Here is a 25,267-nt window from a genome sequence, read left to right on the forward strand (position 1 = left end):
ATATACCCTATAAAACTTAAACATGATAACAGATTTTAAACCGGTTTCCTCATCAAAAATTAGTATTTCAGAGCTAATGCTTCCATCGCATACTAACTTTAGCGGTAAAATTCACGGAGGTTATATTTTGCAATTACTGGATCAGATTGCGTTTGCTTCTGCTTCAAAATTTTCAGGAAATTACTGTGTAACAGCTTCTGTTGATACGGTGAATTTTCTAAAACCAATCGAGGTTGGTGAATTGGTAACGATGAAAGCTTCTGTAAATTATGTGGGCCGAAGCTCAATGGTTGTGGGTATTCGTGTTGAAGCCGAAAATATTCAGAGCGGAGCAATTAAACATTGTAATTCCTCTTATTTTACTATGGTGGCTAAAGATAAAGACGGAAAAAGTGTTCCTGTACCGGGATTGATTTTATCTAACCTTGATGAAGTTCGTCGTTTTAGAAAAGCAATTAAACACATTGAACTTAGAAAAGAGGTCGAAGAACACGAAAAAGTAACCAATGTAAGTTCTATTGAAGATTTAGCAGGTTTAGCTAAATACAACGTATTATTAGAAATTAGCTAGAATAATTCTCTCACTTAAAAGTAATAAATATGGTAAAGTTTGGATATACAATATTATATGTAGAAGATGTAGAAAAGTCAGTTGCGTTTTATGAAAATGTATTTGGCTTTTCAAGAAAATTTGTAACTCCTGAAAATGATTACGGAGAATTAAGTACCGGCGAAACTACAATTTCATTTGCTTCGAAAAAATTAGCTGCCCAAAATCTACCAGATGGGTTTATAGAAAGTACTTTAGAAGATAAGCCTTTTGCAATCGAATTAGGATTTATTACAGATAATGTTGGCGAGCTGGTACAAAAAGCAACTTCTTTTGGCGCCGTTTTAATAAAAGAACCAACACAAAAACCATGGGGTCAAATAGTAGCCTATGTTAGGGATGTTGACGGTTTTTTAATTGAGATTTGTACCGAAGTACAAGGGTAAATAATTTGTGCAGATATAGTCCCTACGGGACAAAAAAGGTGGTTCTATCTTCTTCTTTACCAACATGCAATCTCTACGAGATAATTTTATAAAAATAAAATGTACGTATTTAATGTATCTCGGAGAGATTACATGTTGGTAGAAATTATGACCCCAAATATAAATGTCCCGTAGGGACAACATCTCTTATTTTACAACTCACATTTTACCTTTTAAAACAAAGAAAACATTTCACAAATATTTGGCAAAAATCGGCAACCTTGTCGGTTAAAATTTCGTAACTTTAAGTATAAACATTTGGTTATCACTTTTTAACGGAGTACTGCCATTCAATTTTTTAAAACTTATATTAAGTCCAGTTTTTTTCTCTTCTTAAAATAAAAAAAATCGAATGACATAATTGTTTAATTATTGACGATTATGAAAAAAACTACTTTTTTTATTTTGCTATTTACAGCCTATTCTGTTATTGCACAGGATAAATTTTCCACCAACACAGGAACTATTAATTTTGAAGCTTCTGTACCTTTCTTCGAAGAAATAAAAGCTGTAAACAGACAGGTTGCCATTATTCTGGAACCTAAAACAAGTACATTTATTTGTACTGTGATTGTGAAAGATTTTCGTTTTAAGCTAGACATGATGCAACAGCATTTTAACGAAAACTACATGCAAAGCCGCCGTTATCCTAAAGCTGTCTTTAAAGGAAAAATTGAAAAATTTGATTTAAAGAATGTAGATGAAATTGAAAAACAATATCAAATAAAGGGAAAATTGGTTTTGCGGGGAAAATCGAAGGATGTAATCGTAAGTGCTTTAATTAAGAGAGTAGGAGACGGAATTCAGATTGTATCTGATTTTCCTATTGCTGTTTCTGATTTTAACATACAAATTCCGGAAGAAATAGCTGCGAAAATTTCTAAAACGGCCAATACCGAATTAATAGGAGTTGTGAAAACAAACGAGCAAATGTATCTTACTTTAAAATAAAATTTAATTCAGACAACTTATAAGAGCGCTTTCTAAATCAGTAAATTGAAAATCAAATCCCATCTTTTGTATTTTTTCAGATGAAACTCTCTGGCCTTCTAAAACGGCTACGCTCATTTCGCCTAAAACTATTTTAAGGACAAATGCAGGCGCTTTAGGAAGCCAGATTTTGTATCCGAATAATTGAGCCAGAATTCTGGATAAACTGGCGTTTGTAGTATTGTCTGTCACGCAGGAATTATAAGGCCCCGACATTTTCTCGTCTACAATGGCTTTTAAATAAATATTACATAAATCCTCGATATGAATCCACGGAACATATTGTTTTCCTGTGCCTAAAATAGAGCCAAAACCAGCTTTAAAACTCGGAACAACTTTTTTCAGGAAACCTTCGTCTTTACCCAAAACAATTCCGGTTCTCACTTTTACGGTTCGAATACCTAGCGTGTTGATTTGATCGACCGCTTTTTCCCATTCCTGGCAAGTAATGCCCAAAAAGTCATTGGCAGGCGTCGTATTTTCGGTACATATATTTTGGTTGGTATAGGCGCCATAAATACCCACGGCCGATGCTGAGATAAAAGCATCCAGCTTTTTATTGGTTTTCTTGAGCACCGAAAAAATAAGATCAATAGGTTGTGTGCGGCTTTCGAGAATTTCTTTTTTACGTTTTTTTGTCCATCGTTTTTCTACAATTCCTTCGCCGGACAGATGAATAATGTAATCTGCTTTCAATATTGCTTCCTCATCAATATAATTACGGGTAAGATCCCATTTGTAGTAGGTGATCGAAGAAGTGTTTTTTCTATCAGAACGGCTTAAAATCGATACCTCAAAACCATTAGAAATAAGCAAATCGGTTAAGTGTTTGCCTATAAAGCCCGTTCCTCCGGTTAATAAAATATTTTTTGCCATGATAGTTTATAATTTATTTAACAGCTTCTTCTGTTTAACGATAAGTAAAGATAATTAAACATTGATTACCTTTAAGGCAAATTAAAAAAATAATAAGATGGAAGCTAAAAAGAAGACAATCAGTAAGGAAGACATCGTTTCAATATACATGGAAGAAGTTCTGGAAAAAGGACAAAAGCCAAAATCAGTTTATCATTTCGTCAAAGAAAATAATTTTACCGAAGCCGAATTTTATGCTTTTTTCGGAACCTTAGAAGGTTTGGAAAAAGAAATATTCAGATTATTTTTTGCCAACACAATCGATTTGTTAAACAAAAACTCAGAATATCTGGAATATGATATGAAAAACAAAATGCTGAGTTTTTATTTCACCTTTTTCGAAATTCTAACGGCCAACAGAAGTTATGTTTTACAATCTTTAAAATTCGACCGAAATCCGTTAAAAAACTTAGTGCAGCTTACTACACTTCGAAATAGTTTTAAAGAATACGTTTCAGAAATCCTGACCGATGATTACAGATTAGAACAGGAAAAATTGCAAAAGTTTCAGGAAAAAGGAATTCAGGAATCAGCCTGGCTGCAATTAATGCTCACTATAAAATTTTGGGTCGATGATGAATCAGCGGCTTTTGAGAAAACAGATATTTTTATCGAAAAATCGGTTAATGCTTCATTTGAGTTAATGAATGTTGCGCCGCTCAATCACCTTATCGATTTGAGCAAATTCTTGTTCAAAGAAAAAATATACAGCAAACAATGAAAACAATCGATTATATCCCAACCTCAAAAATAGAAAGAGCCAGTAAGTTGGTACAAACCGGTGCAAAAATAGGGGTAAACTATGTAAAGCATTATGCCGAAAAAATAGTAAATCCTGATTTAACACGCGATAAATTGAATGAAAACAACGCTGAGGATATTTACGACGGACTAAAAAGTCTGAAAGGCAGCGCGCTAAAAGTAGCCCAAATGCTAAGCATGGACAAAAACTTTTTGCCGCAGGCGTATGTTGAGAAATTTTCGTTATCGCAATTTTCTGTTCCGCCACTTTCAGCGCCATTGGTTTTAAAAACATTCAAGACTAATTTTGGTAAAACGCCTTATGAAATCTTCGACGAGTTCAATGCCAATTCTGTAAATGCGGCCAGTATTGGTCAGGTACATTTGGCAGTAAAAGACGGCAAAAAGTTAGCCGTTAAAATTCAGTATCCCGGAGTGGCCAATAGTATTTCGTCAGATTTGGCTTTGGTAAAACCCATCGCGATCAGAATGTTTAATCTTCAGGGAAAAGACTCTGATAAATATTTTAAAGAAGTCGAAGATAAACTGATCGAAGAAACCAATTATTTACTTGAGTTGCAGCAAAGTCAGGAAGTTGTCGAAGCTTGCAGCAAAATCGAAAACATACTTTTTCCGCGTTATTATCCTGAGTTTTCTTCAGAGAAAATCATCACAATGGATTGGATGACTGGAATTCATCTTTCTGAATTCACGGCAATAAATACAGATAAAGCAGTTGGTGATCAGTTAGGTCAGGCACTTTGGGATTTTTACATGTATCAAATTCATGTTCTTAGAAAAGTTCATGCCGATCCGCATCCCGGAAACTTTTTGGTCGACGATCAAAACAATCTGATTGCACTAGATTTTGGTTGTATGAAAAAAATTCCCGAAGAGTTTTATGTGCCGTATTTTGAGTTAATCAATAAAAACGTAATCACAGATAAAGCACTTTTCAATCAGAAGTTGTTCGAATTAGAAATTCTTCGTCCGGATGATTCACCGTCAGAGATTGAATATTTTACTGAGATGTTTCATGATTTGCTATCACTTTTTACGAAACCATTTCAAAACGAAACTTTCGATTTTGCCGATGAGACTTTCTTTGACAGCATTGCCAAATTAGGCGAACGTTTCTCCAACGATACCAACCTTAAAAAAATGAACGGAAATCGTGGTTCTAAACACTTTATTTACATGAACCGTACTTTCTTTGGTTTGTATAATTTAATGTTTGATTTGAAAGCGAAGATTGTCGTTTCGAACTATATAAAGTATTAGGAGTTAAAACAGCACTCCGATGATAAAAAAATTAAACATTCAATAAATGAGAAATATTCTAATTATCGGAGGAAGTAAAGGCATCGGAAGTGCTGTTTTATTGCAACAACTCGAAACCAATCGGGTATATAATATCAGTAGGAGTGCGCCGGAACTTACGCATCCTAATCTTACTCATTTTGGTTTAGATGTATTAAAGGATGAACTTCCTGACATAGTCGAAATAGATTCTTTGGTCTATTGTCCAGGCTCTATTACCCTAAAACCCATCTCGAATTTAAGTGTTGATGATTTTAGAAATGATTTCGAAATCAATGTCATTGGCGCTGTAAAAGCAATTCAGAAATATTTGGCTGTTTTAAAAAAAGGTGATGAACCTTCAATCGTTTTATTCAGTACCGTTGCCGTAAAATTAGGAATGCCTTTTCATGCCAGTATTGCAACAGCAAAAGCGGGTGTCGAAGGTTTGACAAAATCACTCGGGGCTGAATTGGCTTCTTTAGTTCGTGTCAATGCCATTGCGCCTACTATAACCGAGACATCTCTTTCGGCTTCGATTTTACGAAACGATCGCATGAAAGAAAACATGATCGACCGCCATCCTCTAAAAAGCTATTTAAAACCTCAGGAAGTTGCTAATATGGTAGATTTTCTGATTTCTGAAAAAGCGAATTCTATTTCAGGTCAAATTTTTGAAATGGATTATGGATTGGTGACTTTTAAAATCTAGACACTATGAAGATCCTCTTAACAGGTGCAACAGGTTACATTGGCAAACGTCTTTTGCCCATTTTAGTAGCGCAAGGACATCAGGTTATTTGTTGTGTAAGAGATAAAAATAGATTTTATATACCAGAAGATTTTCAGCAAAAAGTGCAGGTTATCGAAGTTGATTTTTTAGAAAAAGAAACTTTAGAGGCAATTCCTTCAGATATTGATGCCGCTTTTTACCTTATTCATTCCATGTCCGGTTCTGATACCAATTATGATGAACTCGAAAGTATTTCGGCGACTAATTTTATCGAAAGAATAAATGAGACAGAAGCACAGCAAATCCTCTATTTAAGCGGAATCGTAAATGATAAATCACTTTCTAAACATTTGGCGTCCCGCAAAAATGTAGAAAGTATTTTAGCGAAATCAAAAGTAGAGCTTACCACTTTAAGGGCCGGAATCATTGTAGGATCGGGGAGTGCATCTTTCGAAATTATTCGGGATCTGGTCAATAAACTTCCGGTAATGATTACGCCTAAATGGCTCAATACAAAATGCCAGCCTATTGCGATAAACGATGTTTTAGAGTTTTTGTCAAAATCACTTTTAAATCCCGTTACTTACAATGAGAGTTTTGATATTGGCGGCCCGGACATCCTTACTTACAAAGAAATGTTATTGTCTTTCGCCGAAGCAAAAAAACTCAAACGGTACATTTTTACCATTCCGATCATGACACCAAAATTGTCGTCGTATTGGCTTTATTTTGTTACTTCGACTTCGTATAAACTGGCGTCAGCTTTAGTGAGCAGCATGAAAGTCGAAGTTATTTGTAACGATCATCGCATCAACGAACTTTTAAGTGTAAAACCAATGACTTACAAGCAAGCACTTTCGAGGGCATTGATAAAAGTAGAAGAAGATAAAGTAGCTTCAAGTTGGAAAGATTCTTTGATTAGCGGACGTTTTACTCGCAACATTTCAAAACATTTAAAAGTTCCAAAAAAAGATTGCTACATCGATCGCAGAAAAAAAGAAATTGAAAACCGCGAATATACTATTGATCGAATTTGGTCTATTGGTGGTGAAACCGGTTGGTATTATGGCGATTGGCTATGGAGTTTACGTGGCTTTATCGATAAACTATTCGGCGGAGTAGGTTCTCGCCGTGGCCGAACCAATAAACATGATATACATTCCGGAGATGCGTTAGACTTTTGGCGTGTTTTGTACGCTAACAAGCAAGAAGGGAAATTAATTCTATACGCCGAAATGAAATTACCCGGTGAAGCCTGGTTAGAATTCAAGATCATTCATAATACGTTATATCAGGCAGCAACCTTTAAGCCCAAAGGTATTTTAGGAAAATTGTACTGGTACTCCGTTTTGCCGTTTCATGGTTTTATCTTCAACGGAATGCTTAATAAATTGATTAAGTAGGTTTAGGACGCATATGGCACGCGGATGACACGGATTCGCTTCGCGAAAACACGGATTAATACGGATTTTATTATTTACTTACAAAGCGTACTCGCAATCTTGTCCTCCTGACGGAGGAAGGATCACACTCGTAACTCGACAAAGATTGAGCGGTATAAATTTTTCTTTATTAAAATAACAAACCCGACAGGTTTTTTAAACCTGCCGGGTTTACTTTTAGGAATGGAATTTCTAGTGTGATCCTTCGTTTCTCAGGATGACAAAATTGTGGTTAAACGTTTCGAAAAACATTGGAATTTGGGATTTAAATTTTTGGAATTTTATTTAATTATTCCCGCCTTATAAGTTGCAATTGCGCGATCTCTTGCAAAAGCGTGATCGACCATTGGTTCGTTATATCCCAAATCAAATTCAGGAATCCATTTGCGGATGTAGATTGCTTTTTCGTCGAATTTCTTTTGTTGAATTTCGGGATTAAAAACCCTGAAATAGGGCGCGGCATCACAACCTGTTCCTGCTGCCCATTGCCAGTTTCCTACGTTTGATGCTAATTCGAAATCTAGTAATTTCTCGGCAAAATAAGCTTCGCCCCATTGCCAGTTGATCAATAAATGTTTGCACAAGAAACTTGCAACAACCATACGCACACGATTGTGCATGTATCCGGTTTCGTTAAGTTGGCGCATTCCGGCGTCGACCATTGGGTAACCGGTAGTTCCGGAACACCAGCGCTTAAAATCATCTTCGTTATTACGCCATTGAATTCCGTCGTAAGCTGACTTAAAATTGTGATTGACACAATTAGGAAAGCTAAACAGGATCTGGATAAAAAACTCTCTCCAGATTAATTCGCTTAAAAAAGTTTGGTTTTTCTTATTCGCCCAATTGACTAATTTTCGAATACTCACAGTCCCAAAACGTAAATGTGGCGAAAGATAGGATGTGCCATCTAAAGCAGGAAAGTCGCGTATTTCTTTATAATTGCCAATTTGAGTTAAGTTGTGCGGAAGCACTTTTATGGTACTTCTTTCAAAACCAATTTGAGGCAATTCAGGAAACTTGAAATTGTTTTTGGCAAAATTTACAAGCACAGGTTTTGTATCATATTCCAGAGCCTGACCTGAAAGATGGTATTTTTCGAGCCATTTGTTTTTGTATGGCGTATAAATCGTGTACGGAAGTCCATCAGCTTTTGTGATTTCTTTTTCTTCGAAGATTACATGATCTTTGAATGAAGTGACTTTGATATTATTTTGTTGTAATAAGTCGACAATGGCCATGTCGCGTTTTATGGCGTATGGTTCATAATCTTTATTAAAGAAAACGGTTTGAATGTCGAATTCTTCTGTGAGTGATTTCCAAACGTCGAAAGTTTTTCCTTTTTTGATTAGGATGGAAGAATCGATTGTATTTAATTCTTCGTTTATTTTTTGAAGTGAATCGTAGATAAAACTAACACGTGCATCATCTTTAGGAAGATTCTCTAAGATATCTTCGTCGAAAATAAATAACGGAATTACCGGAAAATCAGATTGCAGGGCATTGAATAACCCGATATTATCATCAAGACGTAAATCACGTCGAAACCAGAAAAAGGTTGCTTTTTGTTTTGTCATTATAATGGATTCTGTTTTTGCCACAGATTAAAAGATTTTTAAAGGATTTCTTAATCTGTTTAATCTTTTAATCTGTGGCGAAATATTTTTATAATTATGCTTTTGAATTGAATATTTCTTCGATTTTTTTGTGACGATATTCGAAAATGGATTTTAGTTTATTTTTGACCATTATTTTATTGGCGAGTTGTCCTAAGATACCAAAGGGTAAAGCATAATGTACCACGTCGGTCATTTTTGTACCGTTTTCTGTGGATTCAAAAAAATGTTTGTGATGCCATAGAGCATAGGGACCAAAACGTTGTTCGTCTACAAAATATTGGTTTTCTGAAGAAACGGTTATAATCGTCATCCAGTTGATAGTAATGCCCAAAAGTGGTTTTAAAGTATAGGTAATCACTTGTCCGGGATACATGCGTTTGCCATCGAAATCCTGAATAACGAAACTCATATCGTCGGGTGTGATCGTTTTAAGGTTTTGCGGACTCGAGAAAAAGTCCCAACATTTTTCGATACTCGCGTTTAAGTGTTGTACGGTTTCTAGTTTATATACTTTCATAAAATCGATTATTACAGCCGGTTCTAAGATGCGTTTGCGTTAGGGATTGCAGTGGAGCTCTCCCGATTTTTCATCGGGAAGCGGGAACGGAAAGCCCGACCCTTGGGTAACGCCCAAATAATGCTACATTTTATAATATTTAAAGGGCACGAATAACATTCCGAAACATTCGCCGTGTTCTTTTCCTAAATGTTTGTGGTGAATTTTGTGCGCTTTTCGTAAACCAATCAGGTATTTATTTTTGGTGTTTTTGAACCATTTAAAGCGTTGGTGAATTAAAACGTCGTGAATTAAAAAGTAACAAGCGCCGTAAGTCGTGACTCCGCAAGCGATGAAAAACAAATAATTGAATCCGCCCTGAACGCCAAAATAAAAAAGCACAATACTTGGAATGGCAAATATGACGAAGAAAATGTCGTTGCGCTCAAATGTATGTTCGTATTTGGGTTGGTGGTGATCTGCGTGAAAATACCACATAAGTCCGTGCATGATGTATTTGTGCGTAAGCCAGGTTACACATTCCATGAAGAGAAAAACGCCTAAAAAGATTAAAAAAGAAATCATTTTTTATGTTTTGAATTATTATGATAATCGTTTGTTCTTGAGGAATCTTACTATCGTAAGACGTAAAGTTTGATTTAGCAAATTCGGTTGCTTCGTTCCTCGCAATGACAAAACATTGCGGGTAAATCTAAACCAACTTTAACTTGTAAGTTACAAAAGATTGCGCTAAAAGCCCGGCTTTGGTGTAATTTGAAACTCTGATTCTTGAACTTCCAATTTCGTAATACGGGGTGTTTTTTAGTTTTTTTAGCAGTTTTTTGTAATACACGTATGCAGTGTAAACGCCAAATTGTGCTTCGATAGGTAATTTTACAATTCCCTGATAAGCAACTCTAAAATCTTCTTCGATCTCGTTGATGATAGTGGTTTTGGCATTTTCGTCGAAAGAATTAAGATCTACTCCCGGAAAATAATTTCGGTTTAAAACCAAATTATCGTCTTTGAGATCTCTCAGGAAATTGACTTTCTGAAAGGCCGATCCTAATCGCATAGCTTCGTTTTTGAGTTGCTCGTATTTGTGCTCGTTTCCTTTTACGAAAACTTTGAGACACATTAAACCCACAACATCGGCAGAACCGTAAATATAATCTTCGTATTCGGTTTGAGAGTTGTATGTAGATTTGATGAGGTCTAGTTTCATGCTTTTTAGAAATGCCTGAACAAGATCGTCTGTAATGTTGTATTGCTTTACAGTATGCTGAAACGAATTGAGAATAGGATTTAGACTAATGCCATATTCTATCGATTTATAATATTCTTTCTCGAAATCATTGATGAGATTTTCTTTGTCGTAATCCTGAAATGAATCGACAATTTCGTCAGCAAAACGAACGAATCCGTAAATACTGTAAATCGCTTCGCGAATGCTTGGAGAAAGCATTTTTACCGCTAGCGAAAAAGAGGTGCTGTAGTTTTGGGTGACCAATTTGCTACATTTGAAAGAAACGGTGTCGAATAGTGATTTCATTTTTTAAGATCTAAAAGATTTTTGAATTAACTCGGCTACTAGTTTTCCTGAAATTAAAGCAGGCGGAACACCTGGGCCAGGAACTGTTAATTGTCCTGTGAAATATAAATTACGCACTTTTTTACTTTTCAGTTTTGGTCGTAAAAAAGCCGTTTGCAATAAGGTATTGGCCATTCCGTAAGCGTTTCCTTTGTAAGCGTTATAATCGGTTACAAAGTCATTTTTGCAGAATGATCTCTTAAAGATAATATTATTTTTAATCTCTTGTTTTGTAAGTTGCTCAAAACGAGTAATGATTTTTTCGAAATATTCTTCTCTAAGTGCTTCGCTGTCATTTATTCCGGGTGCTAAAGGAATGAGGAAAAATCCGCTTTCCTGACCTTCGGGCGCTGCAGTGTGATCTGTTTTTGATGGAAAGTTGGCGTAAAACAAAGGTGCGTCAGGCCACTTTGGTTCATCATAAATATCTGCTGCGTGTTGATTAAAATCGACATCAAAAAATAAAGCGTGATGCGAAATGTTCTCCATTTTTTTATTGAACCCAACAAAGAATAGGAGTGAAGAGGGCGCTAAAACACGACTCTCCCAATATTTCTCTGAATAGGCACGATGTTCTGTGTCTAGTAAAGTTTCGGTATGATGATAATCGGCTCCGCTTAAAATAATATCGGCTTGTATTGTTTTTCCGTTAATGACAATTGCAGTCGCGGTTTTGTTTTCTACTATTATTTTTTCGATAGATGAATTAGTCTCAATCTTGACTCCAAGTTCGATAGCTAGTTTTTCGATGCCGCGAACAACGTCGAACATTCCGGTTTTGGGATGCCAGGTTCCTAGGCCAAAATCGGCATAATTCATGAAATTATAAAACGAAGGTGTTTTGGTAGGTTTTGCGCCCAAAAACAAAACGGGAAATTCCAGAATTTGTATTAGTCTTTCGTTTTTGAATTTCTTGCGAATATCTGTACTCACAGTACTAAAAAACTGATCGAGTTTTTTGGTCGTTTCGAGCGTAATTAATTCTAATGGAGAAACTCCGGGGCGGTACACCAAATCTTTAATGGCAATATCATAATTGCTTTTGGCTTGATTGATGAAAGTTTCGAGTTCGTGACCACTTCCTTTTTCTATAGTTTCAAAAGTGGTTTTTATTTCTTCGAGATTATCGTAGATCGAAATAAAATCATCTACTCCAAAATATACCCTGTACGCAGGATTTAGTTTTATAAGCTCGTAATAGTCGGTTGTTTTTTTATCAAAATCCTGAAAAAAACGTTCGAAAACATCTGGCATCCAATACCAGCTTGGTCCCATATCGAAGGTAAAACCATTTGCTTTAAACTGCCGCGCTCTGCCGCCAATGGTTTCGTTTTTTTCATAAATAGTTACTTTGTTTCCTTGCTGTGACAAGTAACATGAAGCGGCTAATGCAGAGAAGCCTGATCCTATTATTGCGATTGTTTTTTTCATTTGTTTAACAAATGTACAAAAACTTTAAACAAAATGAATTATAGCATGCTAATTGTTTCTTCCATAGAATCGAAAATTCGTATTCTTTCGGGTAGCATTTTCTGGTCAATGTTTTCGACCATATTTCCCATAAGCCAAATTTCGTTGTTTTTTTGAAGTAGTTTTTGCCCCATAGATTTTACATACTGATTGATAACACTACGATCTGGCTGAACCGTCATGAAAGAGACAAAGGTAATGTTCTCGAAATGTTTGGTTAAATCCTGAAGGTTTTCGATGGGCATACTTTCGCCAAGATAGATGGTTTTATAGCCGTGCGATAAAATTTCATATTGCAGATATAATAAACCTATCTGGTGAATTTCATTAAGCGGTAACGAAAGCACAAAGATTCTATTGGTTTTGCTTGGTCTTAATATTTGAAGGCTTTCTGTATAGATTAATATTTTTTGCTTGATCAAATGACTCATGAAATGTTCATTTGCAGGCGTTATGGTTTCGGATTGCCATAATAATCCCAGCTCTTTTAATAGAGGAAGGAAATGATCTTTGAAAACTTCTTTGAATGATTTTTCAGAAATTAACCAATCGAATGTATTGAAGAATATTTCCTGGTCAAAATTCATCATCGCCATCTTGAATGAAGTTATGGCGTAATTCTGAGAATTTTTCTTGGAAATGATTTCACGTACTAATTGCGGAATCTTTTCTTCAGGATATGTTGCAATTTTAGAAATTTTATATCCGTATTCGTGTAATAAAGTAATGTTTAAAAGCTTTTGTAAATTTTGAAGATTATAGAGCCTAATATTGGTATCAGTACGCATTGGCTCTAGGATATTGTATCTTTTCTCCCAGATACGAATGGTGTGTGCTTTTATTCCTGATAAGTTTTCGAGGTCTTTTATGCTGAAAACAGTCTTAATATTGTTTATCATTACTGGCTATTTGGTGAACAAAAATAAAATAAAATCCGAGATTTGTCTTAAAATCTTCTTAAGATTAGAGAATTACTCGAATTTGATGTTGGAGAATTTATTTAATTTGTCTAAATGCAAAATTGTTTTAGAGCTGTCGTTACTTCGGTTGTACATGGTTTCGAATTTGGCTCCGTAAATAATTTCATTAAAAGTATACGATGTTCTGGCGGCAACAGTATTGCTGTACATATTATCAAATGTGGTTATGAATACTAATATTTCTCCTTGTATTTTCTCGAAATCTTCTTTGGTAAAATTATATAAAGGGCTGTCTTCGGTAATAGGATGTACGAGAGTCCAGCTTAACGAAAGTGCATTTATTCGATCTAACTCGAGTTCTAAGCTGTAAAATTTATTGGTTTGTACGCCATTTTCTTCTATACTCATTCCTAATGTCATTTTTGCTGTGGCATCTGTAAAGTTGGTATTTTTAAAAGGTACAAGACGTATCATTAATCCTTTGTTTTCTCCGTAAGGGCCAATTAAGGCATTGTCTGCAAATTTTAAAAAGGCCGTTGGTTTGCTGAATCTTCCAAAGAATAAACCTGTTGCGATGGCAAAACTTAATAATCCAATTAAAGCTTCGGCAGCTGATAGTGCGCTGGTTAAAAATCCGGTTGGACTAATATGCCCGTAACCAACGGTGGTAAAGGTTTGCGCGCTGAAAAAATAGGCCTGACCAAATTGAGTTAAAACGCTTTGAGATTGTTCTATTCCATCGAGATGTTCAATACCAATGGCGTAATAAATAACGGCAAATATAAAATTGAGTACAATGTAAAAAATAAACAAAATCGACATGAATTTCCAATTAGGCAAGTCGATCATAGTATGGTACCAACTTATGCGACGAAAGAAGTGCATACCTCTTTTCTCGATATTAGGAGTTCCGTCTTTGTTTACAAATCTTCCTCCGTAACTGTTTGCATTAACACCAAAACCGGAATTTTTATCAGTTTGTGCTTTTTGGTTTATCTTTTTTAAGAGTGCCATTAAAGTTTGGATTAGAGGACAAATGTAAGGATAACTTTGAGATGAAATTACATCGAATTTTTTGGAATAAAAAAAAGCAATTTGTAAAAACGATGTTTACAAATTGCTTTAATATTGAATACTTTAATGTCGCTTTATTTACAAAAAGTGGCTCTGTTTTTTATGGCGCTCTGGCTGCCTAATTCGATTGCTTTAGAGAAATCTTTGCAGGCATTTTTTTTGTCTCCCAATTTATTATAAGCCAAAGCTCTTAGATTGTAAGCAATATAATCTTTTGGGTTTAAGCCAAGTGATGAGGTGCAATCGTCGATAGTTTCCTTAAAGTTGTTTAACTTGTAATTTACGTTTGCTCGTCCTGTAAAAGCATCTGCATTCATGCTGTCCAGTTCTATTGTTTTGCTAAAATCAGCCTGAGCACCTTTTAGATCGTTGAGTTTTACTTTTGCAACGCCTCTGTTTTGGTAGGCTTCTACAAATTTAGAATTCATACTAATGGCTTTTGTGTAATCGGCGATTGCGCCTTTTGTGTTGCCGGCTTCGGCTTTTTTCAGTGCTTTGTCAAAATAGGCCGTTGCAGATTGTGCCCATGTAGAGCAGGTTATCATAATAAATGATAAGATTAAAAAGTGTTTCATAAACCAATTTGGGATTAGGTTAGTAGGTTAATTTATTCTGGAAACGAATTTAGCAAAGTTTTGTTTTGTAAGTAAAGTTCTTTTGTGAAATTACTATTATTTTTCTGTTCTTTTTATTCTGTTATATTTTTAATAATAGTAACTCATTCGGATTTAAGTTCTTAACTTAGCTAAAATCTTATATTTTTCGATCAATAAATTAATAGTTGAACGAATATCTTCTCGAAAATTTACTCTTCATTTAGTCATTAACATAAATTAAAATAATATGAAACAAGTCTATTCTTATTCTCAATTGTTTTTCTGTTTGATATTATGCTGGAATAATTTAAAAGCGCAGGAAAAACCAAAGTATTTAGATGCGGAACAAAGTGATCCTGTAAAAATGGGCTGGATGGTTGGTTCTCCGCCGCAAGCTGATCGAATTGCCCGTTTTGATGATGGAAGTTTTTTTCAGTTTCCCGCTCTTAGATGGAGTGTTGCTCATATGCGCCAGCTTATGCCTACTATAAATGTTTCTCGCGGATTGGGGAATTCAGTTGCTTTAATCACAAACGATACTAAAAAAATCGATGATGTTAAGTTTGTTTCTCTTGGTGAAACGAAACCAATTACGTGGAAAGAATCTTTGCAAAAAGTTTATGCTGATGGTGTAATTGTTATGCATCACGGAAAAATTGTTTATGAGAAATATTTTGGTGCATTAACGCCTGACGGACAGCACGGCGCAATGTCGGTTACGAAGTCGTTTACCGGAACTTTAGGGATTATGTTGGTGAAAGAAGGTTTGATTGATACCACAAAATTAGTTTCTCATTACATTCCGGAGCTTAAGAATTCGGCTTTTGGAGACGCCACGGTAAGACAAGTGATGGATATGACAACCGCGTTACAGTTTAGCGAAGATTATGCCGATCCGAATGCTGAAATATGGAAATTCTCTGCAGCTGGTAATCCGTTGCCGAAGCCCAAAGATTATGATGGACCAAAAACCTATTATGAATATCTTCCTACGGTTAAAAAAAATGGAGTTCACGGAGAAGCTTTTGGTTATAAAACCGTAAACTCAGATGTTTTAGGATGGATTATAGCTAGAGTTACCGGAAAAACAATAAACGAGGTTTTGTCTGAAAAAATATGGAGAAAGTTAGGAGTAGAGCAAGATGCTTATTATTCTGTAGATGCTGTGGGAACACCTTTTGCTGGTGGTGGACTTAATCTTGGATTACGGGATATGGCTCGCTTTGGCCAGCTAATTTTGAATAATGGAAAATCAGGCACGCAACAAATTATTCCTAAAGCTGCCATTGATGATATTAGAAAAGGAGGAAGTAAAAAAGCGTTTGCCAAAGGAGGTTATCCTCTTTTAAAAGGTTGGAGTTATCGCGATATGTGGTGGATTACCAATAACGATCATGGTGCTTTTTGTGCTCGCGGAGTTCACGGACAGGTTGTTTACGTAGATCCAAAAGCAGATATGGTGATTGTGCGTTTTGCCTCTAATCCTCTTGCGAGTAATGCTGTAAATGATCCTTATTCTTTGCCGGCTTATGATGCTGTGGCAAAATATTTATTAACGATTAAATAAAGAGAATGTCTAATGCTCTGGAGGAATTGTTTCAGTTGAACTTTTCTTGCCTGAAAAAGGATTAGAATTTAATCTCCAGATATAACCAATTTGTAAATTTCCGGAAGCTAAACCAATATTTCCTGTATTGTTATCTGTAAAAGAAGAAAATATAAGGTTGTTGATATAAGATAAACCAAGAGACCAATTTTCTTTATTATAACCGACCGATATTCTAGGGAAGAATGTAGGGTAGACTTCTATTTTTCTTTTGCCAAAATCGTTTATTCTTTCGGTACCAAGATTAACTCCCATGGTGGCAGATCCGCTGGTAAACCATCTTTGGTTAATTGCCCAGGTGTAGGCATAGCCTCCGCTGACTCCGAATTGAAAGTTGCGTAATGAATTTTTAGATTTGTGTACGAAAGAACTATCAGAACCTATTTTAGTAAAATAAACCCCTCCGCCAAGTAAAAAACTTCCGGCTGATTTAAGTTGTCTTTCGTTTTGATTGAAAGCCGCTTTATAAGAGAATTTTTTGTTATTAAAAACATATTGCCCGAAAGCACCATATTGCTGAATGTTTAAATCCGGATATAATTTTATGTTTTTGTCTGAATCATCAGAAGTATAAAATCCATGATATTTTTGAATGAAAAGATCGATTATGAATTTTCGTCCATAATTGTGAATCTGAAAATCGAGCGCTTTTGTTCGTCCTTTATCGTCATCTTTCATGAAGTTTAAACCATAACCATAACTCAAATTAATTATCGTATTGTTGATTGAAACTCCAAAACCTAAACTCATAGGAGTATTGGGTGTGAAATTTTTGACTTTTCCGTCGACTTCTTTTTCCATCAAAATGAATTTTGTCGAAAGATAAGTTCGTAGAGAAAGTTTGTTTTCAAATGGTTTAATGTAGGTCGTGTCGATCTGCCCCTGGCAGAAATACGGAAAGATAAAAAAGAGAGAAAAATAAAAATATAATTTCATTACGATGTCAAACGAAAAATAATTACTCTTAGTATTTTTAGAAAACCTATTTAAAAAGAGTTTACAGGGTTTAAAAATAAGACGTAATTAATTGATTTTAGTTACAAAATTTATAAGTTAATGTAAGTAAAATGTGATTTAGGGTTTCTCTTTTTGTTTTAATGAAAGGGCAATTTTATGGCAAAACGGATCAGTTTCTTAACGGATATTTTATTCTAACTTCTGTTATGCAAAAATATTTTGTGTAAATTTGATTAGTATCTCTTTGTAAAACAATGTTATAGTTAAAGATATATTCGAAAAAAAAAACAATACTTTTTCTAAAGAAGAAATTTTAATTAGTAACCCCAAATAATAATTAAAAGAAATGAAAAAATATTTTGCAATTGCTTTTGGCGCGCTTTATGTGCTGTTTTTTGCAATTCCCTTTCCCATGATAATTTATTATGCTGTAAATAGCGAATTTGATGTAAATACGCTGAAAGACAAAGATCCGTGGTTAGCTTTGGCGATACTTTCAATTTCGATAATTCTCTGGTTAATTGTTTTAATTGGCTATTTCCGCAAATGGATTCTTCAAATTTTTATTTCAAAAAGAAAGATAGAAAAACTAAAATTGGGAGGAATATCACGCGAAGCAAAAATTTTAAGAGCGGTAAAAATATCCAAGCCTACTGCCAAATTGAATACGTATGAACTGGAACTTTCGTTTAAAAACCTCGCAGATACAGAAATCACAAATAAAACAATTGTAACCGATGCTAAACCTCATCAACGTCGTTTTGAAGTTGGAAAAAAATTAAGTTTAATACTTGATCGAGAGTCAAAAGAAGCTCCGCATTTTATTATCGCTACTACAGAAGTAGGAATAGATATAAAAAGAGTGGCGCTTATTATCTTGGGTTGGTTATTATTCGTAGCCGCAGTAATTGGTTATTATATCTATGCGTATCAAACCGAAAGTTATGGTATGGGCTGGCGTTTTATAAGTTTTGGACATCCGCTAATTGTGTGTCCGATGGTACTTTTGTTTATTAGATTTCTTCTGAAATTTATTTATAGTAAACTAGCAGGCTTAGGTGGCGATTCGTCTATGATTAAGTTTAAAGGCATAAAAACCTGGGCAAAACTGATCAAAGTAAGTCAAACAGGAACTTATATTAATGATCAGCCGGAGGTTCGTTTTGAACTCGAATACACCGATAATAAGCATCATGTTCATCGCAATAGTCTCAAAAAAGTGATCAGACTTCTGGAACTTGATATTACCAAACAAGAACAAATAGAGATTTTTTATCTGCCGGAAAACCCCAATCAAATTGCTTTTGCCAGCGATTTAAATACTTCTGAATAATAATGAAAAAACGAATCATCCTGCTAATTTGCTTTTCGCTTTTTGTAAGCTGTGAGCAGATCAATAAAAGTATCAATGAGACATTAAAACCCAATGATACAATAGTTCAGAAAGAAAAAGCAGCTCCTGAAACAACCGTTAGTACTCAAAGTAATGTTGAACAAACTACAATTGAAACACATTCAGAAACCCATACGCATACTGAAGGTAAGATTCTCGATTTTTTAACAAATACAAACGAATTAGAAAAGGCAGAACAGGCTTTGCGAAAATTGCCTCAATATGCCGGAAAAGAGATTTTTGTGTATTCGATTCTTTATTTTTATGATTATGGAACCATCAATATTATGCTTCAGCATCCTGAAAATCCTAAATATGTTGATACATATGAATATAAAGAGGGTAAATGGTCTGAGCCTAAACCTTTGCAGTTATCCGTTAGGGATGAGGTCCAGAAACGTTTGATTCCGCTTGATAAAATTAAATTTTCGAATGTTGCTAATCTCACTGCAATTTATAATAAGAAGGCAGCAGAGATAGAAGGAGCTAAGCCGCTTACAAGTGCTTATGTTTCTATTCGGGATAATGAAATGCATTGGTATCCTACAACGATTAACGGAAGCAGAGAGAGATATTCGATACAATTTAATAGTGATGGAACCCTGAAATCATTCAAACAGGATTAATGTTGTAAGCTGAGGTTTTTTATGAGATTTCAATCAGTCTAGTTTTAATTTGAAACCTTCGTGACTGGCTTTAAAACCCAATTTTTCGTAGAATTTTAGAGCTTCAGTTCGTCTTTTGTCTGATGTTAGCTGGACTAAACTACAGCCTTTTTCTTTTGCACGATTAATGGCGTAGGTTAAAACCTTAGTGCCAATTCCTTGTCCGCGGTAATCAGAACGAGTTCTTACAGCTTCGATTTGTGCGCGTAACGTACCTTCGAAATTAAGATACTGAATAAAAGTCAATTGAAACGTAGCGACTATATCTCCGTTAATCTCAGCAACTGTAAGTTCCTGATTGGGATCTTCCTGAATTTTTCTAAAAGCCTGAAGGTATTTCTTAGAAAGTATAGTTGATGCATTTTCTCTTGATGCCCCGTAAATATCATCTGCAAGCATGCTTATAATTTCAGGTAAGTCTTCGATTTTAGCAAGTCTGAAAGTAAGGTTTGTGCTCATTTTTTTTAACTTTTAATCTAATTTAAGTAAAGGTAAAAATAAGTTTAGCGCTAAAAAAAGGTAAAATACACAAAATGTATTTTACCTTTTTGATGATTGCTTTTAAAATGGCTTAAGAATTATTTCAAAATTGCCGGCAATAAGTAATCGTGAACTATTTTATCTGCCTGCGGATGTCCGTAAGGTTTATTAAAAGCTTTTGAGGTAATGATTACGACAAGTGGTAAGTCTTTGAAAATTATAAACTGGTTTCCGCCATTTCCAGCACAGTAATAAGTTTCGTAATTTTTTCCCTTATAAGTAACAGTTTTATTCCAAAATAAATAACTGTAGAATTGATTGTCGCGTTCAGGAATCTGAATTTGCTTTGTTAGCGTCTTTTTTACCCAGTTTACAGGAAGTATTTGTTTACCATTCCATACACCATCGTTTTTATACAATTGCGCATATTTTGCATAATCTAATGAAGTCATTTGTAGGCTACCAGCCGTATTAGGTACTTTTTGTGGAGTATATTGCCATTGATAATTGGTAATGTTCAATGGTTTAAAAAGCTTTTCATCGGCATATTTGTCTAATCCTTTAGGTACACTCTTATCCAGAATGTCTCCTAAAACAATAGTGCCGGCTGTAAAATAATCCCATTTGCCACCATTGGTTTTGGCAGGATCTGTAGGTAAATCCAATGTGAATTTTACCCAGTTTTCTGTAGGGTACATGTTTTCTTCATTTCCAGGGGATTCACTATGCGCATCTGAACCTTCAAAAGAAGAACTCATCGTGAGCAGGTCTTTTATTTTTACGCTATCTTTTTTGATGTCGTAATTGGCGTATTCTTTTAAGTTGTAAAAAGAACTAAGGGTTTGATTCTCGTTTTTGATATATCCGTCATTTATAGCAATTCCCATAAGTGTCGAGGCAAAAGATTTTCCTGCCGAACGAGTGTCATGCAGGGTAGTTCTATTGGCGTCATTAAAATATTCTTCTATCAAAAGTTTGTCATCATAAATCGCTACAACACTTGTGATTTCCTTTAGATTATAAGAAGCAATTTCTTTATTCAGCAATTCGATTTTCTTTTTGTCAAACTGAAAATCAGAAACTTTCCATTCGCTGTTTGGTGCTATTGGTTGTATCTCCATTTGTTTGGCAGTTACTTCCGGCGTCTTTATTATTAATTTAACTTGCCCTTTGGCCATTAAATTTCCCACTATAGCGTCGCTACTTTTATTCGTTATGATGTAAGGTCTAACTTCAATTCTTAGATTGTGAGTTCCGTTTGTTAATGCTTTTTCGCCGCCATTAAGATTAAAACGTTCCCACATATGCAATGCCCAAAGATTTTCGGCTTTTGAGCTGGTAAGCGGAATTCTTAATGTTGTGGAGGTGTCTTTGCTGCTGCCGTATCCAAAATTGCAGCCTGGGTTAATATTATCTTTATAAATAAATTTGTTATCAATATAAAAGGCAAACTGAAGATTGCCCATTTCTATAAGTTGTTCGGCGGATAAATCAGGAGCTAATTGATGTAAATAGTTTGTTATCGAGTTGTCCAGAAAAATCCTGATGTTGAGGTTTGATTTGTATTCAAGTTTAAAAGATTCAAGAAAATCAGATTTTTTATATTGGTCTAACGGAATGTTGCCATTCATAAAAGTAACCTTGCCGATGTTTGATTTGTGCAGTTCTCCCGTGATTCCTTCAGTTTTAAAAAGATCAGCATTTTGGCTAAAGCCAATAAAGCACAATAAGTTGATTGCAAATAGAAATAATGTTCGTGTCATTTTTTTTTGATTGATTTGATTGAGGTGTAAAATTATTCTGCCCGCAGCATTAAAAATTGTACAAGATTAACATTTGGCATTATTTCATTAAAAGTAATTTTAAATGTGCAGAAGGATTTAATCCGTTTACCTCTTTAAAGCATCTGGTAAAATGACTCTGATCAGAAAATCCACATTCGTAAGCAATTTCAGTTAAGGATTGTTTTTGTAAAGAGAGAAGCGAAAGTGCCTTTTCTACCTTTAGTTTTCTCATGTATTCGCTTAAAGTGCAATGAAAGTATTTAGAAAAATCTCTTGAAAGATGCACCGGGTGTATTCCGGCTATTTTAGATAAATAATCCAATGAAATAGTATCTCCAATCTGGTCGTGAAGAATTTCATCAATAATTTGCACCCATTTTGGGTTTTTATATAATAATGAATCGCGATGAGCGCTTAGTTTTGATAAGATTTCGATCAGTAATGTTTGTGTAGAAAAATCTACAGCAGAACCTTCAATTTTTGCCGCTCTGAAAACTTTATACATTAAAAACTTAATTTCCGGTTTTGCGATGTTGATGCTTCCTTGTAAATTGTCGTCTGATAGTGCTATCGTGTCAAACCAATGTTTTTCGATTTCGAGATGAAAACCTCTGGTAAATCCGTCAGGTTTTATATTATAATGAGGTTCCTGCCAATTATGAAAAAGCAAACTTCCGGGATTACAATTGTAGACCTCTTTTTTATTTCCCTCAATAACATTTCCCTCCAGAATAAAAGTAAAATAAGCGTTTTCATGATAATGCCAATCGACTTTACTGTGCGTGTAAACCGTATCTGTTAAGGTTATTCCGTCTAGTAAAATAGTTTCATTGGTTTGCCCGTAAAATGTGCCTCTTTGCAGATGTTTCATATTAATAGCATTATTTTTTTAATGTGCTGAGGTATTTTAGATGGTTCTAAATGTACTCTAAATTAATACATAAAGAATTTTGCTCTTATTCTATTAGAAGAAATAAATCATAAAAAGTTACAGAATAGGTTTGATTTACTTGAGATTGTTTATTTTGGTCTCACTTAGAAATCTTAATAATAAAAATGCAAACATTCTTTACAACAACCTGTCTTCTGTTTTTTACTTTTAATATAGCATTGGCGCAAACCAATCATAATGATTTAAAAGATGTTAATCTGAAGGGGAATGTAAAAACATTTGGTCAATGTTTTCTCGAAGGTCTTTTGATCTCACCTAAAGATAATAATAAAATATGTCAAATGGGAATTGGTAATACGTATAATGAAAAAGGCTTTCTTCTTTCATTCAATTCTGTTTCTTATAATGCTAAAGTACTTGAAATAAAATATTATTATGGTACAGATGGTGTTCTTAATGCGTCTGACTATTATTATCCGGCAACAAAAATGAGCCAATCCCTTCTTGTCACTGTAAAACAGGATACCGCCAAAAATGAAGTAAGTTATTGGTTTTATGAGGGAAGTGTCTTGCAGTCGAAAACAGTTTTCATTCGTGATGAGAAAGGGAATTTAGTTGGACATCTGAATTATGGTAAGGATGAAGAGTTGAATATGGAAAAACATTATGAATATGATGCTAATAATTATAGAATAAAAGAATCATTTTGGAGTGTTAGTCCTCCGGGATATTTAGATCAACCAATACTTAAAAGTGTAGTTACGTATAAAAATGATGAATTTGGTAATCCTATAATGAAAATCAATTCTAGTCGTAAAGAAACGACCACTTATACTTATAAATATGATAGTAATGGTAATTGGTTGCTGCGTACTTCTTATAATGACAAAGGAGAAATTAATCAAATAGCCGAACAATATTTCGAGTATTATTAATAAATATGATAAGAGGTTTATTTTAATTGAAAAAGAAATATTTCAGAAAGTCTGTCACTTCTGGAAGGATCCTAAAATAAAAAAAGGTCAAGTAAATGAATACTTGACCTTTTTTGTGACCCGACTGGGGCTCGAACCCAGGACCCCATCATTAAAAGTGATGTGCTCTACCAACTGAGCTATCGAGTCATAATGTTTTCTTGAACGCGGGTGCAAATATAAGGAGTTATTTTAGATATATCACTACCTTTTTTAAAGTTAATTTAATGTAAAAGTATTGTTTTGGATTAACGAATTGAAATAGAGGGGAAAACACAAATGTTAAAATGTGTTTTTTATGTGTTTTTATTTTTTTGTGATGGGATGATGTGGGATTTGGGAGTGTTTAAAGTTTCTGGAAGAGCATTGTCAATCCGATTTAAGACTTTTTATATTTTTAAAATGTCGCTAATTACTTTGATAAATCCATATTCTTCAAAACTATTCCAAAGAATGGGAACAGTTAGATTATATTCTTTTCCTTTTGCCCATATAAGTCTGTATCCATTATCCTCCATGTAAATGCATCCGTAATCAGCTTCTATAGATCTGCATAATTCTTTAAAATATTTGTCAATTGAAGGTGACTTAGCAAAAAGTCTGCTCATATCGCTTGTAACTGCCCAGAATTGAAGTTCTATGTAATTCTCCATTTTTGAAGAGTAATCTTTAATGTGAATTTCAATATTGCCTATCCACCATTTATTATTCATACACTTATAATAGTCAATAAAGTCAGATTCATCTGCAAAGTCTGGTTGATAATATTGAGTTAAATCATATAAATAATATTCAATTATGCTATTGTCTTCGTCCACTACAATACATGTGTCTATTCTTTGATTTATTCCAAAGTTATCAAGTAAAGTAGCTGATGTTTGTCCATTAGCATATTTGTCGATTTTATATAATTGGTCATTAGCTATTTCAAATGACACTCTTTCTTTTTGTGAATGTTCATAAACAAATTTTAGAGCCTTCTTAAGTTTTTCTTTCTTGATGTATATTCGGTAGTCGTAATCTAATCCCATTTTTTTGTGATTCGTTTAAATTCAAATATATTGTTTTTAACTTAAAAAGGATTAATAGAGGTTTTATTAAGTGTGAAATATTTAAATGATATGTTAGTTGGAAGGCTAAAAATAAAAAAAGCCTGAGAATCTAAATTCTCAGGCTTTTTCTTTTTTAAGTGACCACGGTGGGATTTGAACCCACACGCCCTTACGAGCACCACCCCCTCAAGATGGCAAGTCTACCGTTTCTCCACGTGGCCTTAAATAAAAAAAGGTCAAGTAAATGAATACTCGACCTTTTGTGACCCGACTGGGGCTCGAACCCAGGACCCCATCATTAAAAGTGATGTGCTCTACCAACTGAGCTATCGAGTCATGCTATCAAGAAAAGTATTTTGTTTAATCACAAATTTTGTGACCCGACTGGGGCTCGAACCCAGGACCCCATCATTAAAAGTGATGTGCTCTACCAACTGAGCTATCGAGTCATATTCTTTCCTTGAATGCGGGTGCAAATATAAGGAGTTATTTTTGATATTTGCAAGCTTATTTATTATAAATTTGTCTTTTTTTAATCAAAAT

At 34.5% G+C, this 25,267-nt stretch carries 25 protein-coding genes and 4 tRNA genes; 11 read left to right on the top strand and 18 right to left on the bottom strand.

Annotated elements, in window-relative coordinates; genetic code table 11:
* The first annotated feature begins 22 nt into the window (after window positions 1-22).
* From FLACOL7796_RS12715 to FLACOL7796_RS12725, 3 genes are all read left to right on the top strand, one after another.
* Window positions 23-571, top strand: coding sequence for an acyl-CoA thioesterase (locus tag FLACOL7796_RS12715; RefSeq protein WP_173971150.1), 549 nt, complete (start codon window positions 23-25; stop codon window positions 569-571).
* Window positions 572-600: 29 nt separating this feature from the next.
* Window positions 601-996, top strand: coding sequence for a VOC family protein (locus FLACOL7796_RS12720; protein WP_173971151.1), 396 nt, complete (start codon window positions 601-603; stop codon window positions 994-996).
* Between the two features lie 420 nt (window positions 997-1,416).
* Entirely contained in the window at window positions 1,417-1,986 is a 570-nt protein-coding gene (locus tag FLACOL7796_RS12725; RefSeq protein WP_173971152.1) for a YceI family protein, read from the top strand.
* Window positions 1,987-1,989: 3 nt separating this feature from the next.
* On the opposite strand, the gene FLACOL7796_RS12730 is transcribed toward FLACOL7796_RS12725, so the two are convergent.
* Window positions 1,990-2,901, bottom strand: coding sequence for a TIGR01777 family oxidoreductase (locus FLACOL7796_RS12730; RefSeq protein WP_173971153.1), 912 nt, complete (start codon window positions 2,899-2,901; stop codon window positions 1,990-1,992).
* A 97-nt stretch (window positions 2,902-2,998) separates the two neighbouring features.
* On the opposite strand from FLACOL7796_RS12730, the gene FLACOL7796_RS12735 reads away from it, so the two are divergent.
* From FLACOL7796_RS12735 to FLACOL7796_RS12750, 4 genes are read left to right on the top strand one after another with little or no spacing between them, the layout of a single operon-like run.
* On the top strand, window positions 2,999-3,661 hold the full coding sequence (locus tag FLACOL7796_RS12735) for a TetR family transcriptional regulator C-terminal domain-containing protein (RefSeq protein ID WP_173971154.1): 663 nt from the start codon (window positions 2,999-3,001) through the stop codon (window positions 3,659-3,661).
* A complete protein-coding gene (locus FLACOL7796_RS12740; protein ID WP_173971155.1) occupies window positions 3,658-4,962 on the top strand; it encodes an ABC1 kinase family protein in 1,305 nt (434 codons plus the stop codon). Before FLACOL7796_RS12735 ends, FLACOL7796_RS12740 begins: the two co-directional genes overlap by 4 nt.
* A 46-nt stretch (window positions 4,963-5,008) precedes the next feature.
* Window positions 5,009-5,692, top strand: a complete 684-nt coding sequence (locus FLACOL7796_RS12745) for an SDR family NAD(P)-dependent oxidoreductase (RefSeq protein WP_173971156.1) — start codon at window positions 5,009-5,011, stop codon at window positions 5,690-5,692.
* A 5-nt stretch (window positions 5,693-5,697) separates the two neighbouring features.
* The gene (locus FLACOL7796_RS12750) at window positions 5,698-7,116 is read left to right on the top strand and encodes an SDR family oxidoreductase (RefSeq protein ID WP_173971157.1); all 1,419 of its coding nucleotides are present in this window, start codon (window positions 5,698-5,700) and stop codon (window positions 7,114-7,116) included.
* A gap of 320 nt (window positions 7,117-7,436) precedes the next feature.
* Here the strand turns inward: FLACOL7796_RS12750 and FLACOL7796_RS12755 are convergent, their stop codons facing one another.
* From FLACOL7796_RS12755 to FLACOL7796_RS12790, 8 genes are all read right to left on the bottom strand, one after another.
* Entirely contained in the window at window positions 7,437-8,732 is a 1,296-nt protein-coding gene (locus FLACOL7796_RS12755) for a cryptochrome/photolyase family protein (RefSeq protein ID WP_173971158.1), read from the bottom strand.
* 94 nt (window positions 8,733-8,826) lie between these two features.
* Window positions 8,827-9,291 carry an SRPBCC family protein gene (locus tag FLACOL7796_RS12760; RefSeq protein ID WP_173971159.1) on the bottom strand — a complete coding sequence of 155 codons (465 nt, stop codon included), beginning with the start codon at window positions 9,289-9,291 and terminating at the stop codon, window positions 8,827-8,829.
* 123 nt (window positions 9,292-9,414) lie between these two features.
* Window positions 9,415-9,855 (bottom strand): sterol desaturase family protein, encoded by a 441-nt coding sequence (locus FLACOL7796_RS12765; RefSeq protein WP_173971160.1) that lies wholly within the window; start codon window positions 9,853-9,855, stop codon window positions 9,415-9,417.
* Between the two features lie 127 nt (window positions 9,856-9,982).
* Window positions 9,983-10,822: a phytoene/squalene synthase family protein gene (locus tag FLACOL7796_RS12770; RefSeq protein ID WP_173971161.1), complete on the bottom strand. Its 840-nt coding sequence runs from the start codon at window positions 10,820-10,822 to the stop codon at window positions 9,983-9,985.
* A 3-nt stretch (window positions 10,823-10,825) separates the two neighbouring features.
* Window positions 10,826-12,292 carry a phytoene desaturase family protein gene (locus FLACOL7796_RS12775; protein ID WP_173971162.1) on the bottom strand — a complete coding sequence of 489 codons (1,467 nt, stop codon included), beginning with the start codon at window positions 12,290-12,292 and terminating at the stop codon, window positions 10,826-10,828.
* Window positions 12,293-12,330: 38 nt separating this feature from the next.
* The gene (locus tag FLACOL7796_RS12780) at window positions 12,331-13,230 is read right to left on the bottom strand and encodes a MerR family transcriptional regulator (RefSeq protein WP_173971163.1); all 900 of its coding nucleotides are present in this window, start codon (window positions 13,228-13,230) and stop codon (window positions 12,331-12,333) included.
* Between the two features lie 72 nt (window positions 13,231-13,302).
* Window positions 13,303-14,265, bottom strand: coding sequence for an ion channel (locus FLACOL7796_RS12785; protein WP_173971164.1), 963 nt, complete (start codon window positions 14,263-14,265; stop codon window positions 13,303-13,305).
* Window positions 14,266-14,399: 134 nt separating this feature from the next.
* Complete coding sequence (locus FLACOL7796_RS12790) at window positions 14,400-14,900, bottom strand: tetratricopeptide repeat protein (RefSeq protein ID WP_232067369.1); 501 nt, start codon at window positions 14,898-14,900, stop codon at window positions 14,400-14,402.
* Window positions 14,901-15,168: 268 nt separating this feature from the next.
* On the opposite strand from FLACOL7796_RS12790, the gene FLACOL7796_RS12795 reads away from it, so the two are divergent.
* On the top strand, window positions 15,169-16,488 hold the full coding sequence (locus FLACOL7796_RS12795) for a serine hydrolase domain-containing protein (RefSeq protein ID WP_173971165.1): 1,320 nt from the start codon (window positions 15,169-15,171) through the stop codon (window positions 16,486-16,488).
* Window positions 16,489-16,497: 9 nt separating this feature from the next.
* On the opposite strand, the gene FLACOL7796_RS12800 is transcribed toward FLACOL7796_RS12795, so the two are convergent.
* Window positions 16,498-17,463: a DUF4421 family protein gene (locus FLACOL7796_RS12800; RefSeq protein WP_173971166.1), complete on the bottom strand. Its 966-nt coding sequence runs from the start codon at window positions 17,461-17,463 to the stop codon at window positions 16,498-16,500.
* Window positions 17,464-17,830: 367 nt separating this feature from the next.
* Here FLACOL7796_RS12800 and FLACOL7796_RS12805 point away from each other — a divergent pair, with 367 nt between their 5' ends.
* Both FLACOL7796_RS12805 and FLACOL7796_RS12810 read left to right on the top strand, forming a co-directional pair.
* Window positions 17,831-18,817, top strand: coding sequence for a hypothetical protein (locus FLACOL7796_RS12805; protein ID WP_173971167.1), 987 nt, complete (start codon window positions 17,831-17,833; stop codon window positions 18,815-18,817).
* Window positions 18,818-18,819: 2 nt separating this feature from the next.
* Window positions 18,820-19,503, top strand: a complete 684-nt coding sequence (locus FLACOL7796_RS12810) for a hypothetical protein (protein WP_173971168.1) — start codon at window positions 18,820-18,822, stop codon at window positions 19,501-19,503.
* Window positions 19,504-19,536: 33 nt separating this feature from the next.
* Here FLACOL7796_RS12810 and FLACOL7796_RS12815 read toward each other — a convergent pair whose 3' ends face one another.
* The 3 genes from FLACOL7796_RS12815 to FLACOL7796_RS12825 all read right to left on the bottom strand — a co-directional run bounded on the left by FLACOL7796_RS12815 (window position 19,537) and on the right by FLACOL7796_RS12825 (window position 22,677).
* Window positions 19,537-20,001, bottom strand: a complete 465-nt coding sequence (locus tag FLACOL7796_RS12815) for a GNAT family N-acetyltransferase (protein WP_173971169.1) — start codon at window positions 19,999-20,001, stop codon at window positions 19,537-19,539.
* 119 nt (window positions 20,002-20,120) lie between these two features.
* Window positions 20,121-21,785, bottom strand: a complete 1,665-nt coding sequence (locus tag FLACOL7796_RS12820) for a serine hydrolase domain-containing protein (RefSeq protein ID WP_173971170.1) — start codon at window positions 21,783-21,785, stop codon at window positions 20,121-20,123.
* A 79-nt stretch (window positions 21,786-21,864) separates the two neighbouring features.
* The gene (locus FLACOL7796_RS12825; protein ID WP_173971171.1) at window positions 21,865-22,677 is read right to left on the bottom strand and encodes a helix-turn-helix domain-containing protein; all 813 of its coding nucleotides are present in this window, start codon (window positions 22,675-22,677) and stop codon (window positions 21,865-21,867) included.
* Between the two features lie 185 nt (window positions 22,678-22,862).
* On the opposite strand from FLACOL7796_RS12825, the gene FLACOL7796_RS12830 reads away from it, so the two are divergent.
* Window positions 22,863-23,633 carry a hypothetical protein gene (locus FLACOL7796_RS12830; RefSeq protein WP_173971172.1) on the top strand — a complete coding sequence of 257 codons (771 nt, stop codon included), beginning with the start codon at window positions 22,863-22,865 and terminating at the stop codon, window positions 23,631-23,633.
* A 116-nt stretch (window positions 23,634-23,749) separates the two neighbouring features.
* On the opposite strand, the gene FLACOL7796_RS12835 is transcribed toward FLACOL7796_RS12830, so the two are convergent.
* The 5 genes from FLACOL7796_RS12835 to FLACOL7796_RS12855 form a co-directional block, all read right to left on the bottom strand.
* Window positions 23,750-23,822 (bottom strand) — tRNA-Lys (locus tag FLACOL7796_RS12835).
* A 239-nt stretch (window positions 23,823-24,061) separates the two neighbouring features.
* Window positions 24,062-24,703, bottom strand: a complete 642-nt coding sequence (locus FLACOL7796_RS12840) for a hypothetical protein (RefSeq protein ID WP_173971173.1) — start codon at window positions 24,701-24,703, stop codon at window positions 24,062-24,064.
* Between the two features lie 159 nt (window positions 24,704-24,862).
* A tRNA-Leu gene (locus FLACOL7796_RS12845) sits at window positions 24,863-24,945 on the bottom strand.
* A 42-nt stretch (window positions 24,946-24,987) separates the two neighbouring features.
* Window positions 24,988-25,060, bottom strand: a tRNA-Lys gene (locus tag FLACOL7796_RS12850).
* A gap of 40 nt (window positions 25,061-25,100) precedes the next feature.
* Window positions 25,101-25,173 (bottom strand) — tRNA-Lys (locus FLACOL7796_RS12855).
* Window positions 25,174-25,267: the final 94 nt, after the last annotated feature.

It is taken from the genome of Flavobacterium bizetiae (genome assembly GCF_902804475.1).
In the GTDB taxonomy this organism is placed as follows: domain Bacteria; phylum Bacteroidota; class Bacteroidia; order Flavobacteriales; family Flavobacteriaceae; genus Flavobacterium; species Flavobacterium bizetiae.